This window comes from Streptomyces cathayae (assembly GCF_029760955.1).
Lineage (GTDB): Bacteria > Actinomycetota > Actinomycetes > Streptomycetales > Streptomycetaceae > Streptomyces > Streptomyces cathayae.
The window spans coordinates 3281894-3294621 of sequence record NZ_CP121682.1; the positions used below are offsets into that span (position 1 = coordinate 3281894).

The 12728-nt window shown below is 68.3% G+C and carries 18 protein-coding genes; 3 read left to right on the forward strand and 15 right to left on the reverse strand.

Going from position 1 to position 12728, the window contains the following annotated elements; genetic code table 11:
* Position 1: 1 nt before the first annotated feature.
* The 12 genes from rplN to rpsJ form a co-directional block, all read right to left on the reverse strand.
* The gene (gene rplN / locus PYS65_RS14770; protein WP_003992364.1) at positions 2-370 is read right to left on the reverse strand and encodes a 50S ribosomal protein L14; all 369 of its coding nucleotides are present in this window, start codon (positions 368-370) and stop codon (positions 2-4) included.
* Between the two features lie 167 nt (positions 371-537).
* Complete coding sequence (gene rpsQ / locus PYS65_RS14775) at positions 538-825, reverse strand: 30S ribosomal protein S17 (protein WP_279334424.1); 288 nt, start codon at positions 823-825, stop codon at positions 538-540.
* The gene (rpmC, locus tag PYS65_RS14780; protein ID WP_003974259.1) at positions 825-1049 is read right to left on the reverse strand and encodes a 50S ribosomal protein L29; all 225 of its coding nucleotides are present in this window, start codon (positions 1047-1049) and stop codon (positions 825-827) included. Before rpmC ends, rpsQ begins: the two co-directional genes overlap by 1 nt.
* Positions 1049-1468, reverse strand: a complete 420-nt coding sequence (gene rplP / locus PYS65_RS14785) for a 50S ribosomal protein L16 (protein ID WP_109381513.1) — start codon at positions 1466-1468, stop codon at positions 1049-1051. The genes rpmC and rplP overlap by 1 nt, the downstream gene beginning before the upstream one ends.
* 5 nt (positions 1469-1473) lie before the next feature.
* Positions 1474-2301: a 30S ribosomal protein S3 gene (gene rpsC, locus PYS65_RS14790; RefSeq protein WP_004927271.1), complete on the reverse strand. Its 828-nt coding sequence runs from the start codon at positions 2299-2301 to the stop codon at positions 1474-1476.
* On the reverse strand, positions 2301-2648 hold the full coding sequence (rplV, locus tag PYS65_RS14795; RefSeq protein ID WP_044571671.1) for a 50S ribosomal protein L22: 348 nt from the start codon (positions 2646-2648) through the stop codon (positions 2301-2303). Before rplV ends, rpsC begins: the two co-directional genes overlap by 1 nt.
* Before the next feature lie 42 nt (positions 2649-2690).
* Complete coding sequence (gene rpsS / locus PYS65_RS14800; RefSeq protein ID WP_003948639.1) at positions 2691-2972, reverse strand: 30S ribosomal protein S19; 282 nt, start codon at positions 2970-2972, stop codon at positions 2691-2693.
* 12 nt (positions 2973-2984) lie between these two features.
* Complete coding sequence (rplB, locus tag PYS65_RS14805; RefSeq protein WP_279334425.1) at positions 2985-3821, reverse strand: 50S ribosomal protein L2; 837 nt, start codon at positions 3819-3821, stop codon at positions 2985-2987.
* Between the two features lie 52 nt (positions 3822-3873).
* The gene (gene rplW / locus PYS65_RS14810) at positions 3874-4293 is read right to left on the reverse strand and encodes a 50S ribosomal protein L23 (RefSeq protein WP_202275738.1); all 420 of its coding nucleotides are present in this window, start codon (positions 4291-4293) and stop codon (positions 3874-3876) included.
* Positions 4293-4952, reverse strand: a complete 660-nt coding sequence (gene rplD / locus PYS65_RS14815; protein ID WP_109381517.1) for a 50S ribosomal protein L4 — start codon at positions 4950-4952, stop codon at positions 4293-4295. The genes rplW and rplD overlap by 1 nt, the downstream gene beginning before the upstream one ends.
* A gap of 7 nt (positions 4953-4959) precedes the next feature.
* Complete coding sequence (gene rplC, locus PYS65_RS14820) at positions 4960-5604, reverse strand: 50S ribosomal protein L3 (RefSeq protein WP_279334426.1); 645 nt, start codon at positions 5602-5604, stop codon at positions 4960-4962.
* An 18-nt stretch (positions 5605-5622) separates the two neighbouring features.
* Entirely contained in the window at positions 5623-5931 is a 309-nt protein-coding gene (gene rpsJ / locus PYS65_RS14825) for a 30S ribosomal protein S10 (RefSeq protein ID WP_003948644.1), read from the reverse strand.
* Positions 5932-6394: 463 nt separating this feature from the next.
* Here rpsJ and PYS65_RS14830 point away from each other — a divergent pair, with 463 nt between their 5' ends.
* Complete coding sequence (locus tag PYS65_RS14830; RefSeq protein WP_279334427.1) at positions 6395-8152, forward strand: NlpC/P60 family protein; 1758 nt, start codon at positions 6395-6397, stop codon at positions 8150-8152.
* Between the two features lie 133 nt (positions 8153-8285).
* Here the strand turns inward: PYS65_RS14830 and PYS65_RS14835 are convergent, their stop codons facing one another.
* Together PYS65_RS14835 and gdhA are read right to left on the reverse strand one after the other, a co-directional pair.
* On the reverse strand, positions 8286-8618 hold the full coding sequence (locus PYS65_RS14835; protein ID WP_279334428.1) for a cupin domain-containing protein: 333 nt from the start codon (positions 8616-8618) through the stop codon (positions 8286-8288).
* A gap of 118 nt (positions 8619-8736) precedes the next feature.
* The gene (gdhA, locus tag PYS65_RS14840; RefSeq protein WP_279334429.1) at positions 8737-10095 is read right to left on the reverse strand and encodes an NADP-specific glutamate dehydrogenase; all 1359 of its coding nucleotides are present in this window, start codon (positions 10093-10095) and stop codon (positions 8737-8739) included.
* Positions 10096-10374: 279 nt separating this feature from the next.
* Between gdhA and PYS65_RS14845 the strand changes: the two genes are divergently transcribed.
* Positions 10375-11838: an FAD-binding oxidoreductase gene (locus PYS65_RS14845; RefSeq protein WP_279334430.1), complete on the forward strand. Its 1464-nt coding sequence runs from the start codon at positions 10375-10377 to the stop codon at positions 11836-11838.
* A gap of 25 nt (positions 11839-11863) precedes the next feature.
* Here the strand turns inward: PYS65_RS14845 and PYS65_RS14850 are convergent, their stop codons facing one another.
* Complete coding sequence (locus PYS65_RS14850) at positions 11864-12268, reverse strand: hypothetical protein (RefSeq protein ID WP_279334431.1); 405 nt, start codon at positions 12266-12268, stop codon at positions 11864-11866.
* Between the two features lie 124 nt (positions 12269-12392).
* Between PYS65_RS14850 and PYS65_RS14855 the strand changes: the two genes are divergently transcribed.
* Complete coding sequence (locus PYS65_RS14855; protein ID WP_279334432.1) at positions 12393-12719, forward strand: YrhB domain-containing protein; 327 nt, start codon at positions 12393-12395, stop codon at positions 12717-12719.
* Positions 12720-12728: the final 9 nt, after the last annotated feature.

Sequence of the window (12728 nt, forward strand, 5' to 3'; positions counted from 1 at the left end):
CTCACAGCACCTCCGGCGCGAGGGAGATGATCTTCATGAACTTCTTCTCGCGCAGCTCTCGGCCGACCGGGCCGAAGATACGGGTGCCACGAGGGTCGCCGTCGTTCTTCAGAATGACGGCGGCGTTCTCGTCGAAGCGGATGTACGAGCCGTCCGGACGGCGGCGCTCCTTGACGGTGCGAACGATGACCGCCTTGATGACGTCACCCTTCTTCACGTTGCCGCCGGGGATCGCGTCCTTGACGGTGGCGACGATGACGTCGCCGATGCCCGCGTAGCGGCGACCGGAGCCACCGAGCACACGGATGCAAAGGATTTCCTTCGCTCCCGTGTTGTCGGCGACGCGCAGTCGCGACTCCTGCTGGATCACGTCTATCTCCTGATTGTCTGCCGGTTCCCCGACGGGGCTGACGCACTTTCGGTCGAGCTCGGTCGAGCTCTGGTCAAGCGCGGTAGCCCCGTCGGAGCCTGGCGGAACTGTCCTGCGAGGGGTGCCCCGCAGGAACGTACTTTTTGCAATTCCCTTGCGGGAATTACCTACTTGGCCTTCTCGAGGATCTCGACGATGCGCCAGTGCTTCGTCGCGGACAGCGGCCGGGTCTCCATCAGGAGGACGCGGTCGCCGACGCCGGCAGCGTTCTGCTCGTCGTGGGCCTTGAGCTTGCTCGTGCTGCGGATGACCTTGCCGTACAGCCCGTGCTTCTTGCGGTCCTCGACGGCGACGACGACGGTCTTGTCCATCTTGTCGCTGACGACGATGCCCTCACGGCTCTTGCGGAAACCGCGAGCCTCGGTGTTCGTCTCAGTCACGTTGTTCTCGCTCATCAGGCGCTCTCCACCGTTTCGATGCCCAGCTCACGCTCGCGCATCAGGGTGTAGATCCGCGCGATGTCCTTGCGGACCGCCTTGAGACGGCCGTGGTTCTCGAGCTGTCCGGTCGCCGCCTGGAAACGGAGGTTGAACAGCTCTTCCTTGGCCTCGCGGAGCTTCGCCAGAAGCTCCTCGTTGCCCAGTTCGCGCAGCTCGGACGCCTTGGTACCGGCCGACATCACGCTTCACCTGCCTCGCGCTTGACGATCCGGCACTTCATCGGCAGCTTGTGGGCCGCACGGGTCAGCGCCTCACGGGCGATCTTCTCGTTGGGGTACGACAGCTCGAACATGACGCGTCCGGGCTTGACGTTGGCGATCCACCACTCCGGAGAACCCTTACCGGAACCCATGCGGGTCTCGGCCGGCTTCTTCGTCAGCGGGCGGTCCGGGTAGATGTTGATCCAGACCTTGCCACCACGCTTGATGTGGCGGGTCATGGCGATACGAGCCGCCTCGATCTGGCGGTTCGTCACATACGCCGGGGTCAGCGCCTGGATGCCGTACTCGCCGAACGCGACCTGCGTTCCGCCCTTGGACATGCCGCTGCGACTGGGGTGGTGCTGCTTGCGGTGCTTGACCCTACGGGGGATCAGCATGTCGGTCAGGCCTCCGTTCCGGTGCTCTCAGCCGGAGCGGCGGCGGGAGCCTCGGCCTTGGGGGCCTCGGCAGCCGGAGCCTGCTGCGGCTTGCGACCGCGCCCGCCACGCTCGCCACCGCGGCCACCACGGGCCGGGCGGTCGGCACCACCACGGGCCGGGCGGTTGCCGGCGCGGGCAGCGGCGTTCTCGGCGCGGACCTCGGCGATGTTCTTGACGTCGCCCTTGTAGATCCAGACCTTCACGCCGATACGGCCGAAGGTCGTCTTGGCCTCGAAGAAGCCGTAGTCCACGTTCGCGCGGAGCGTGTGCAGGGGCACACGGCCCTCGCGGTAGAACTCCGAGCGGGACATCTCGGCGCCACCGAGACGGCCACCGCACTGGATCTTGATGCCCTTGGCGCCCGCCTTCATCGCCGACTGCATGCTCTTACGCATGGCGCGGCGGAAGGAGACGCGGGAGGAGAGCTGCTCGGCGACGGCCTGGGCCACGAGCTGAGCGTCCGTCTCGGGGTTCTTGACCTCGAGGATGTTCAGCTGGACCTGCTTGCCGGTGAGCTTCTCGAGGTCGCCGCGGATGCGGTCGGCCTCGGCGCCGCGGCGGCCGATGACGATGCCCGGACGCGCGGTGTGGATGTCCACCCGCACACGGTCACGGGTGCGCTCGATCTCCACCTTCGAGATGCCGGCGCGCTCCATGCCGGACGTCATCATCCGACGGATGGCGACGTCTTCCTTGACGTAGTCCTTGTACAGCTTGTCGGCGTACCAACGCGACTTGAAGTCGGTCGTGACACCGAGCCGGAACCCGTGCGGGTTTACCTTCTGGCCCATTACCGGGTTCCTTCCTTGCTGCTGACGACCACGGTGATGTGGCTGGTCCGCTTGCGGATCCGGTAGGCACGACCCTGGGCGCGCGGACGGAACCGCTTCAGGGTCGGACCCTCGTCGACGTAGGCCTCGGAAATGACGAGGCTGTCGGCGTCGGTGTGGTCGTAGTTGTGCGCGGCGTTGGCAATGGCGCTGTCCAGCACCTTGCCGACCGGCACGCTCGCGGCCTGCGGGGCGAAACGCAGGACCGCCTGAGCCTCCGTGGCGTTCATGCCACGGATGAGGTCCACCACACGGCGGGCCTTCATGGGCGTGACGCGGATGTACCGCGCCTGGGCCCTGGCTTCCATGGTTGTCCTTCCAGTGTCTGTCATGGTCATTCCACCCCGCCTTTAGCGGCGCTTCGACTTCCGGTCGTCCTTGACGTGACCCCGGAAGGTGCGCGTCGGCGAGAACTCGCCGAGCTTGTGGCCGACCATCGACTCGGTGACGAACACCGGAATGTGGGTCTTGCCGTTGTGCACCGCGATCGTGTGGCCGAGCATGGCCGGGACGATCATCGAGCGACGGGACCAGGTCTTGATGACGTTCTTGGTGCCGGCTTCGTTCTGGACGTCCACCTTCTTGATCAGGTGGTCGTCGACGAAGGGCCCCTTCTTCAGGCTACGAGGCATCTCAACCCGTCCTTAGCGCTTCTTGTTCGTCTTGCGGCGGCGGACGATGTACTTGTTCGACGCCTTCTTGGGCGCCCGAGTACGGCCTTCCTTCTGGCCCCACGGGGACACCGGGTGGCGACCACCGGAGGTACGGCCCTCACCACCACCGTGCGGGTGGTCCACCGGGTTCATGACCACACCACGCACGCTCGGGCGGACACCCAGCCAGCGCTTACGACCGGCCTTGCCCCAGCTGATGTTGCTCTGCTCGGCGTTGCCGACCTCGCCGATGGTGCCGCGGCAGCGGACGTCGACCAGGCGGATCTCACCGGACGGCATGCGCAGGTGGGCCATGGTGCCCTCCTTCGCGAGCAGCTGCACCGAGGTGCCGGCGGAGCGGGCGAACTTGGCGCCGCCGCCGGGACGCAGCTCGATGGCGTGCAGCGTCGTACCGACCGGGATGTTGCGCAGGGCGAGGTTGTTGCCCGGCTTGATGTCGGCCCCGGGACCGTTCTCGACGCGGTCGCCCTGAGTCAGGCCACGCGGCGCGAGAATGTAGCGCTTCTCGCCGTCCGCGTAGTGCAGGAGCGCGATGCGCGCGGTGCGGTTGGGGTCGTACTCGATGTGCGCGACCTTCGCCGGCACGCCGTCCTTGTCGTGACGACGGAAGTCGATCACGCGGTAGGCGCGCTTGTGTCCGCCACCCTGGTGGCGAACGGTCACACGACCGGAATTGTTACGGCCGCCCTTGCTGTGCAGGGGACGGACCAGCGACTTCTCCGGCGTGGACCGCGTGACCTCGACGAAGTCGGCGACGCTGGAGCCACGACGGCCCGGGGTCGTCGGCTTGTACTTGCGGATACCCATTGTCTCTCAGTCCTCGGAAGTTTGTTCCGAAATCTGGACGTTCCGACCTCCGTCAGGAGGTCGGACCGCCGAAGATGTCGATACGGTCGCCCTCGGCAAGGGTCACGATCGCGCGCTTGGTGCCCGTGCGCTGGCCGAAGCCGGTGCGCGTGCGCTTGCGCTTGCCCTGGCGGTTGATCGTGTTGACGCCGGTGACCTTGACCGAGAAGACCGCCTGCACGGCCTCCTTGATCTCCGTCTTGTTGGAGCCCGGAGCGACGATGAACGTGTACTTGTTCTCGTCGATGAGCGCGTAGCTCTTCTCCGACACGACCGGCTTGATCAGGACGTCACGGGGGTCCGTGAACGACTTGCTCACCGGGGTGATGACGGTGTTCTTGCCTTCGGTGGCGTGGCGGCGTGCCTTCTTGAGGCGCGCCTCCTTGGCCTTCTTCGCCGCCTTGGAGGCGACGGAGGGGTGACGGACAGCCATCAGACCTCGCTCCCTTCGTTGTCGTTGGCCTTGTTCGGGCCGGCGACGAAGGACTCGAAAGCGGCCTTGGTGAAGACCACGTCGTCCGAGACGAGAACGTCGTACGTGTTCAGCTGGCCCGGCTCCAGGATGTGCACCTGGGGCAGGTTGCGGGCGGACAGCCACGCGGCCTCGTCGGCGCGGTCGACGACCAGGAGCAGGTTCTTGCGCTCCGAGATCTTGCCGAACAGCGTCTTGGCGGCCTTCGTGGAGGGGGTCTCGCCCTCGATCACGCCGGTGACGACGTGAATGCGGTCGTGGCGGGCCCGGTCGGTGAGGGCGTGGCGCAGGGCCGCGGCCTTCATCTTCTTCGGGGTCCGCTGCGAGTAGTCGCGCGGCTGCGGGCCGTGGACGACGCCACCGCCGGCGAACTGCGGCGCACGGGTCGAACCCTGACGGGCGCGGCCGGTGCCCTTCTGGCGGTACGGCTTCCTGCCGCCACCACGGACTTCACCGCGGGTCTTGGTCTTGTGCGTGCCCTGGCGGGCAGCGGCCAGCTGAGCGACGACGACCTGGTGGATCAGCGGAATGCTGACCTTCTCCACGCCGAAGATCTCCGCGGGGAGCTCGACGGTACCGGCCTTGTCGCCTGCCGGCGAAAGGATGTCAACAGTGCTCATCTTTACCTCAGGCCCCCTTGGCCGCGGTGCGGACCAGGACGAGGCCGCCGTTCGGACCGGGGACCGCGCCCTTGATGAGCAGCAGACCCTTCTCCGCGTCAACGGCGTGGACGGTCAGGTTCTGGGTGGTGACCCGCTCGTTGCCCATGCGGCCCGCCATGCGCTGGCCCTTGAACACACGACCCGGCGTGGCGCAACCGCCGATGGAACCGGGCATGCGGTGCACACGCTTGGCACCGTGCGAGGAGTTGTTGCCCTTGAAGTTGTGGCGCTTCATGACGCCACTGAAGCCCTTGCCCTTGCTCTTCGCGGTCACGTCGACCTTCACGCCGGCCTCGAACACCTCAGCGGTGACTTCCTGGCCCAGCGTGTACTCGGAGGCGTCCGCGGTGCGGAGCTCGACGAGGTGGCGACGGGGGGTGACGTCGGCCTTCGCGAAGTGGCCCTTGAGGGGCTTGTTCACCTTGCGCGGGTCGATCTCACCGAAGGCGATCTGCACGGACTCGTAGCCGTCGACGTCGTTCGTACGGACCTGGGTGACGACGTTGGGCCCGGCCTTGAGGACGGTGACGGGAACAACACGGTTGTTCTCGTCCCACACCTGCGTCATGCCGAGCTTCTCGCCCAGGATGCCCTTGATCTGCTTGCTCATCTCTCAGATCACCGGCCCTCAGAGCTTGATCTCGATGTCGACACCGGCCGGGAGGTCGAGTCGCATCAGAGAGTCAACGGTCTTGGGAGTCGGGTCGAGGATGTCGATGAGGCGCTTGTGCGTGCGCATCTCGAAGTGCTCGCGCGAGTCCTTGTACTTGTGCGGCGACTTGATGACGCAGTACACGTTCTTCTCAGTGGGCAGCGGCACCGGGCCCGCGACCGACGCACCAGTACGCGTCACCGTCTCGACGATCTTCTTCGCCGAGGAATCGATGACCTCGTGGTCGTAGGCCTTGAGCCGGATGCGGATCTTCTGTCCCGCCATGGCTGCTTCGTATTCCTGTCTCTCGTAAACGCTCCGGAACCCGGTGTTCCCGCCCTCCCCTCCGACCCACGCGGTCGGGCGTGTCGCGCTCCCGCTGACACAGATGTCCCTTGTCGGAACTTCCCTGTATGGGGAGTGCGGACCCTTCCGGAACCGCGGCTGGGGGCGAGAGGCCCACCGGGCGCCTGGCCTGCACCCCGCTGACACTTCCCGGAAGATTCCCGTACGTCCGCCCCTGCACCTCTCGGCGCAATGCGTGGGACGACGAGTACTGTGGGACTCGCTTCCGGTCCCCCCGACGGGAGGCGCGCAGCATCGGCACTCGACCGAGCAACCCCGCTAGTTTGCCACAAAGGGCGGGGGCTGGCCAATCGGGCGGATGAGAATACCCCGGGAGTGGCGCGAGCCAAACACTGATCGCTCGGGGTAGGCGCGGAACCCCTTAACAGTGATCATGACTGCCATGTCGAACACCTCACGGCGCAGTGTCCTCGCCGTCTTCGCCGCCTCCGCCGCCTCCCTCCCGCTGGCCGGCACGGCCACCGCACCGGCCCATGCCGCCGGCGCGGCCTCACCTACCGAGCCGCTCGCGGCTCCGTCGGGGCTGGGTTCTGCCCCCTCCTCCGTCACGACGGCGCCGCTGGACGCCAGCCACTTCATCCGCGAGACACTGCGGTCGCCCCTCACCGCGACCGTGCTGCCGGGCACTCCACGCCGTACCGAGATCACCTCGGGCGGCAGACGCGTCGCCCTCCTGACGCACGGCGCACGGACCGTGCTGCTGCCGGGCCCCGAACGGACGTTCACGGAGAACAAGAGACCCTTCGCGGACCTCTTCGAGCGCACTCTGCCCGACCTCAAGCTCCCCGTGGACAAGCGCTCGTACTGGGGCAGTTCCCCGGGCGGCGGCAGCTGGTCCACCCTCGGTCCCGTCGACTCCGACTACTCGGTGGTCCAGGACACCGGTGTCATCAACCTGACCACCGCCAACGCCAGCCGCCACGCCAGCGTCCGTGACGACGCCATCGCCGACGTGGACGTCCGGTCCGTCGCGCGCTTCGACAAGGTGCCCACCGGAGAGGCATGCTCCTACGCGCTGTCCTTCGGCTACGAGGACCCCCGCAACAACTACCGGGCCCGGCTGTCCTTCGTCACCTCCGGCGCGGTGCAACTGCGGGTGGAGAAGGAGGTCAAGGACGTCGTCACCCAGTTGACGACCTCGGCCCTCACCCTCGCCACGGGCGTGCCCGCGGGCACGGACTGGACGATCCGGGTGCGCCGCGAGGGCAGCCGGATCCGCGTCAAGGCCTGGGCGTCCGCGTCGGCTGAGCCGTCCAAGTGGCTGGTCGACGTGACCGACTCGGACCTCGGCGCCGGACGGGTCGGCCTGCGCGCGCTGGCCAACCAGGGCTGCACCAGCCTGCCGATGAAGCTGCTCGTCAGCCGCTTCCAGGTGACCGAGGCCACCTGGGCCGAACCCCCGACCGTCACGCACGGGGACTGGGTGCGGGTGCTGCCCGAGCCCTTCGACGGGAACTGGACACCGGAACTGGAGAGCACCGTCCGCGCCTGGTCCGGCTCCACCGCGCCGGACGTCCTGGCCTACGCGGCCATGTTCCTGCCCGGCGCCCCCGAGGTGATCTCCGGCTCCGGACCGGCGGAGGGCAAGAAGGTCCTGGGCGCGGCGAAGTACGGCTACGAGAACGCGGGGGGCTACCGCGTCGAGGGCGCCGACTTCCACGAGTACATGGACATCGGCTGGACCTTCCCCGACGGCGCCCACACGGGTCCGCACAGCGCTCAGAAGGGCGCTCTCGACTGCTCGGGCTACACGCGCATGGTGTACGGCTACCACATGGGGGTGCCGATGGCCGCGAAGGAGGACACTTCCGGCACCCGGATACCCCGGCGTTCCCGCGACATGGCCGACCACACCCCGGGGGTGCGCATCGCCCGCACCGACGGGGTGAACCCGCCCGCAGCGGAGCTTCTTCAGCCGGGCGATCTCGTGCTGTTCAACGCGGACTCGGGCGACGACGGCCCTACGGCCACGGCAGACCACGTCGGCATCCACCTCGGCACGGACACGGCCGGCAAGCGCCGCTTCCTGTCCAGCCGCAAGACGATCAACGGCCCCACCATGTCGGACCTGGGGGGCGCTTCCCTCCTGGACGGCACGGGCACTTATGCCCGGACCCTGCACACCGTCCACCGCATCTGACGACCCCTGCCGACGCTTCCGGGCCGCACGCCGTACACGCTCCCCACTCCGGAAGCGTGTACGGGAAGCGGGGCCGGCCGGCGCACCGCTGACTTCCCGCACGCCGTGCGCCGCTGTGCTCCTCGCAGGCTCCTCAGCCCTTTTTGGCGACCGTGAGGATCACCGCCGCGTCCTCCAGTGCCTCCAGGCCGTGGCGGGCCGGTGGGATGGTGAGCAGGTCGCCGGTCCGGCCCTCCCACGAGGTGTCGCCGCTGGTGAGGCGGACGCGACCGCTCAGGACCAGCAGGGTCGCCTCGCCGGGGCTGTCGTGCTCGGCGAGGGAGGTACCGGCGGTCAGGGCGAGGAGGGTCTGGCGCAGGACGTGCTCGTGGCCGCCGTAGACCGTGCTCGCACTGCGGCCGGTGGAGGCGGCGGCAGCGTGTTCGAGGTGCTCGCGGGCGAGGGCGTCGAGGGAGAGCTTCTGCATGCCTCCCAGTCTTCCCGGCCGCACGAGGCGCACACCAGGGCCATGTGGGGTACTCCCCCTCAGCCCGAGCGGGGAAGGGCCCTCGGCCCTTCCCCGCTCGGCACCGACCTCGGCACCGTCAGATGACGCCCTGCGCCAGGACCGCGTCCGCGACCCGCTCGAAGCCGGCGATGTTCGCGCCCGTGACGTAGTCGCCGGGGGAGCCGTAACGCTCGGCGGTCTCGGCACACGTGTTGTGGATGTCGGTCATGATGCGGGCCAGCTCGTTCTCGACCTGGTCGGCCTTCCACGTCGTGCGCGACGCGTTCTGCGTCATCTCCAGCGCGCTGACCGCGACCCCGCCCGCGTTCGCGGCCTTGCCGGGCCCGAAGGCGACTCCGGCCTTCTGGAAGAGCTGTACGGCGTCCGGCGTCGTCGGCATGTTCGCGCCCTCCGACACCGCCTTCACGCCGTTGCGGATGAGTACGGCGGCGGCGTCCGCGTTCAGCTCGTTCTGCGTCGCCGACGGCAGGGCGATGTCGGCCGGGACCTCCCAGACCCGCCCACCGGGCACGAACCGCGCGGAGGCGCCGCGCCGCTCGGCGTACGTGCTCACCCGGCCGCGCTCGACCTCCTTGATCTGGCACAGCAGCTCCAGGTCGATGCCCTTCTCGTCGACCACGTAGCCGCTGGAGTCGGAGCAGGTCACCGGGTTGGCGCCGAGGGCCGTCAGCTTCTGGATGGTGTAGAGCGCGACGTTTCCGGATCCGGAGACGACCGCGGTCTGGCCCTCCAGTTCCTCGCCACGCTCGTGCAGCATCGCCTCCGCGAACAGCACGTTGCCGTATCCGGTCGCCTCCGGCCGTATCAGCGAGCCGCCCCAGCCGGCGCGCTTGCCGGTCAGGACGCCGCCCTCCCAGCGGTTGGTGATCCGCCGGTACTGGCCGAACAGGTAGCCGATCTCGCGGGCGCCGACACCGATGTCGCCCGCCGGTACGTCGGTGTACTCACCGATGTGCCGGTACAGCTCCGTCATGAACGACTGGCAGAAGCGCATGACCTCCGCGTCGCTGCGGCCCTGCGGGTCGAAGTCGCTGCCGCCCTTGCCGCCGCCGATGCCGAGCCCGGTCAGCGCGTTCTTGAAGACCTGCTCGAAACCGAGGAACTTGATGATCCCGAGGTTCACCGAGGGGTGGAAGCGCAGACCGCCCTTGTACGGGCCGAGGGCGCTGTTGTATTCGATCCGGAATCCGCGGTTGACGTGAACGCACCCCTGGTCGTCCTGCCACGGCACCCGGAAGATGATCTGCCGCTCCGGCTCGATGAGCCGCTCGACGAGCCCCGGTTCCGCGTACTCCGGACGCGCCCTGAACACCGGCCCGAGGGTGTCCAGTACCTCGCGCGCGGCCTGGTGGAACTCGGGTTCGGCCGGATTGCGGCGCAGGATCTCGGTACGCAACTGCTCGAGCGAGGAGGTGAAGTCGGGTCGTGAAGTCACGGGGTCCCTTTCTGGCGCGGCTGACACCGGAACGGGCCCGGTGGTGGGCGCGCGGCGCCATTGCCTCGCGCAGGACGGCGACCGCCTCGTGGATTCTCGATACAGCAGTCGACCCTTCAGTGTTACTCATGTGTTAAGCAGAAGGCCAAGGGCCTCGCACAATTGTCCGCCATTCGAGACCCTTCGGACGAAGCGCGGGACGGTCGGCGCGGTGCGCCGAGAACTCACATGGCGGCTCCTCCCGCCAGGCGTGATGCTGAAAGCCGGGAGGTGATCCCCATGGGCGGGAGTCACAGCCACGGCCACAGCGGCACGCCGGTCAAGGGGGAGGAGGGACGGCGCCACAGGCAGGCGGACGTTCCGAACTCCCTGGTGGACGCGTTGGCCTCCAGGGTGCGGGGCCGGATCGTCCGGCCCGGGGAGGCCGACTACGAGCCTGTCCGACAGCTCTGGAACGGCATGATCGACAGGCGTCCGGCGCTGGTGGTCCGGTGCGCGGGCGACGAGGACGTGGTCGCCGCGGTCGACTTCGCCCGCGACAACGAGCTGCTCGTCGCCGTGCGCGGCGGCGGACACGGCGTCGCCGGTCAGGCGGTCTGCGACGGTGGTCTGGTCATCGACCTGTCGGAGATGCGAGGGGTCGACGTCGACCCGGAGCGGCGTAGGGCGGTCGCACAGGGCGGCTGCACGTTGGGGGACATCGACCGGGCGACCCAGCGCCATGGGCTCGCCGCTCCGCTGGGCGTGGTGACGGAGACGGGGGTGGCGGGCCTGACCTTGTCCGGGGGCATGGGCTGGCTCCGACGTAAACACGGGTTGAGCTGCGACAATCTCCTGTCCGTACGGGTGGTCACCGCGGACGGGCGCCTCCTGGTCGCCGACGAGAGCCAGCACCAGGACCTCTTCTGGGCGGTCCGGGGCGGTGGCGGCAACTTCGGCGTCGTCACCTCGTTCGAGTACCGCCTGCACCCCCTCGGGCCGGAGGTCTTCCTCTGCTTCGTGCTCTACCCCGCGGACCGCACCCGGGAGGTGCTGCGGGCCTGCGAGCACTACTTGTCCCGGCATCCGGACGGCTTCGCCCCGATCGGAGTCCTCGGGAAGGTCCCGGCGGTGGAGCCCTTCCCGCCCGAGGCGCACGGGAAGGACTTCACCGCCCTGCTCGCGCCGTACCCGGGCGACCCGGTGGAAGGCGAGCGGCTGCTGCGGCCGCTGCGGGAGATCGCCGACCCGATCCTCGACCTCAGCGGCCCCATGCCCTACACCGAGGTCCAGGCGATCCTGGACGAGGACTACCCCGACGGCCTGCACTACTACTGGAAGTCCGTGAACGTGCCCGAGCTCGGCGACGAGCTGATCGAGCGGCTCGCCGAGCGCGCCGCCTCGGCGCCTTCGCCCCGGAGCACCATCGACGTCTGGTACCAGGGCGGCGCCATGGCCCGCGTCGGCGAGGAGGAGACCGCCTTCGCCAACCGCGGCGCCCCCTACCTGCTCGGAATCGAGGCGAACTGGGAGGCGGAGGCCGACTCGGCCGAGAACATGACCTGGGTGCGCGGCACCTTCGCCGACCTGAGCTCGTTCTCCACCGGAGGCGTCTACCTCAACTTCCCCGGCTTCCTCGAGGAGGGCGAGCAGCTCCTGCGCGAGGGCTACGGCACGAACTACGAACGCCTCTCGACGGTCAAGGCGAAGTACGACCCCGCGAACCTCTTCCACCTCAACGCCAACATCAAGCCGAAGAGTTGAGGGCGTCCCATGTCGGGGGTGTCCGTCAGTTCAGCCGGCGGCGGATCCACCAGGCGCAGAATCCGGTCAGGGCCAGGGCGAGGCCGAGGTAGATCCCGGTCTCGGCCCATTGCAGGGCCCAGAAGTCACCGGCGGGATGGTACGTCACCTGTTGCTGGTAGCCCTGGGCCCCGAGGTCGGTGATGCAGCGGTCGACGTGCTGCAGGCTGGGGATGTCCGACTCGCCGTACAGGCAGTCGCCGAAGGACGACGGCGGGGAGGACGGCTGACCGGCGGCGTCCAGTGTCCGTTGGGAGGTGATCCAGGCACCGGGTAGATCGGGGTGCACGACGATCTCTCTGGCGCTCTCGTCCTGGATGCTGATGGGGATGCCGGACTCGATCGGCACGGTGGTCCGGTCCGGGGTGACCAGATGGGGCCGGACCCACATCGGCACGGTGATCTGGACGGCGGCGTAAAGGACGGGCGTGGTAGAGGTTTGATGGGCCCCGGGAGAAGGCGGCCCGGGCCAGGGCGCCGAGAGACATGTTCCATACCGCGATGGAGCCGAAGAAATGGTGACCAAGGAGGAGGCAGTAGCAGCTGCCTTCCACTTCGTGAAGAGCGGCCCCTGTCAGGAGCAAGCAGATTCGGTGGTCATGCTCCCGGACACGGCCGTCGAGTTCACCTACGGATGGACCGTGTGCTTCGACCTGAAGGAGCACATCGAGACGGGCGACTTCACGAAGAAGCCATTCAGCCCGGTCGTCGTTGTGCCACATGACGGCACGCCTGCCCACATGGCGCCGACATTCCCCGCGACCGAGCAGTACATGGAGATGCGCGCATCCGGCAGCTGGCCTCCGAAGAGGGGCCATCGAGATGCCGGGACGCCTGGTTGACGGCCTGCC

What these genes read in the sequence shown, in the direction of transcription:
- rplB (WP_279334425.1), bottom strand. Translation starts at nt 3,821, where the DNA reads ATGGGTATCCGCAAGTACAAGCCGACGACCCCGGGCCGTCGTGGCTCC.
- rplW (WP_202275738.1), bottom strand. Translation starts at nt 4,293, where the DNA reads ATGGCTGTCCGTCACCCCTCCGTCGCCTCCAAGGCGGCGAAGAAGGCC.
- rplD (WP_109381517.1), bottom strand. Translation starts at nt 4,952, where the DNA reads ATGAGCACTGTTGACATCCTTTCGCCGGCAGGCGACAAGGCCGGTACC.
- rplP (WP_109381513.1), bottom strand. Translation starts at nt 1,468, where the DNA reads ATGCTGATCCCCCGTAGGGTCAAGCACCGCAAGCAGCACCACCCCAGT.
- PYS65_RS14835 (WP_279334428.1), bottom strand. Translation starts at nt 8,618, where the DNA reads ATGCAGAAGCTCTCCCTCGACGCCCTCGCCCGCGAGCACCTCGAACAC.
- PYS65_RS14845 (WP_279334430.1), top strand. Translation starts at nt 10,375, where the DNA reads ATGGGCGGGAGTCACAGCCACGGCCACAGCGGCACGCCGGTCAAGGGG.
- rplC (WP_279334426.1), bottom strand. Translation starts at nt 5,604, where the DNA reads ATGAGCAAGCAGATCAAGGGCATCCTGGGCGAGAAGCTCGGCATGACG.
- rpsC (WP_004927271.1), bottom strand. Translation starts at nt 2,301, where the DNA reads ATGGGCCAGAAGGTAAACCCGCACGGGTTCCGGCTCGGTGTCACGACC.
- rpsS (WP_003948639.1), bottom strand. Translation starts at nt 2,972, where the DNA reads ATGCCTCGTAGCCTGAAGAAGGGGCCCTTCGTCGACGACCACCTGATC.
- PYS65_RS14855 (WP_279334432.1), top strand. Translation starts at nt 12,393, where the DNA reads ATGGTGACCAAGGAGGAGGCAGTAGCAGCTGCCTTCCACTTCGTGAAG.
- rpsJ (WP_003948644.1), bottom strand. Translation starts at nt 5,931, where the DNA reads ATGGCGGGACAGAAGATCCGCATCCGGCTCAAGGCCTACGACCACGAG.
- PYS65_RS14850 (WP_279334431.1), bottom strand. Translation starts at nt 12,268, where the DNA reads ATGTGGGTCCGGCCCCATCTGGTCACCCCGGACCGGACCACCGTGCCG.
- rpmC (WP_003974259.1), bottom strand. Translation starts at nt 1,049, where the DNA reads ATGTCGGCCGGTACCAAGGCGTCCGAGCTGCGCGAACTGGGCAACGAG.
- rplV (WP_044571671.1), bottom strand. Translation starts at nt 2,648, where the DNA reads ATGGAAGCCAGGGCCCAGGCGCGGTACATCCGCGTCACGCCCATGAAG.
- PYS65_RS14830 (WP_279334427.1), top strand. Translation starts at nt 6,395, where the DNA reads ATGTCGAACACCTCACGGCGCAGTGTCCTCGCCGTCTTCGCCGCCTCC.
- rpsQ (WP_279334424.1), bottom strand. Translation starts at nt 825, where the DNA reads ATGAGCGAGAACAACGTGACTGAGACGAACACCGAGGCTCGCGGTTTC.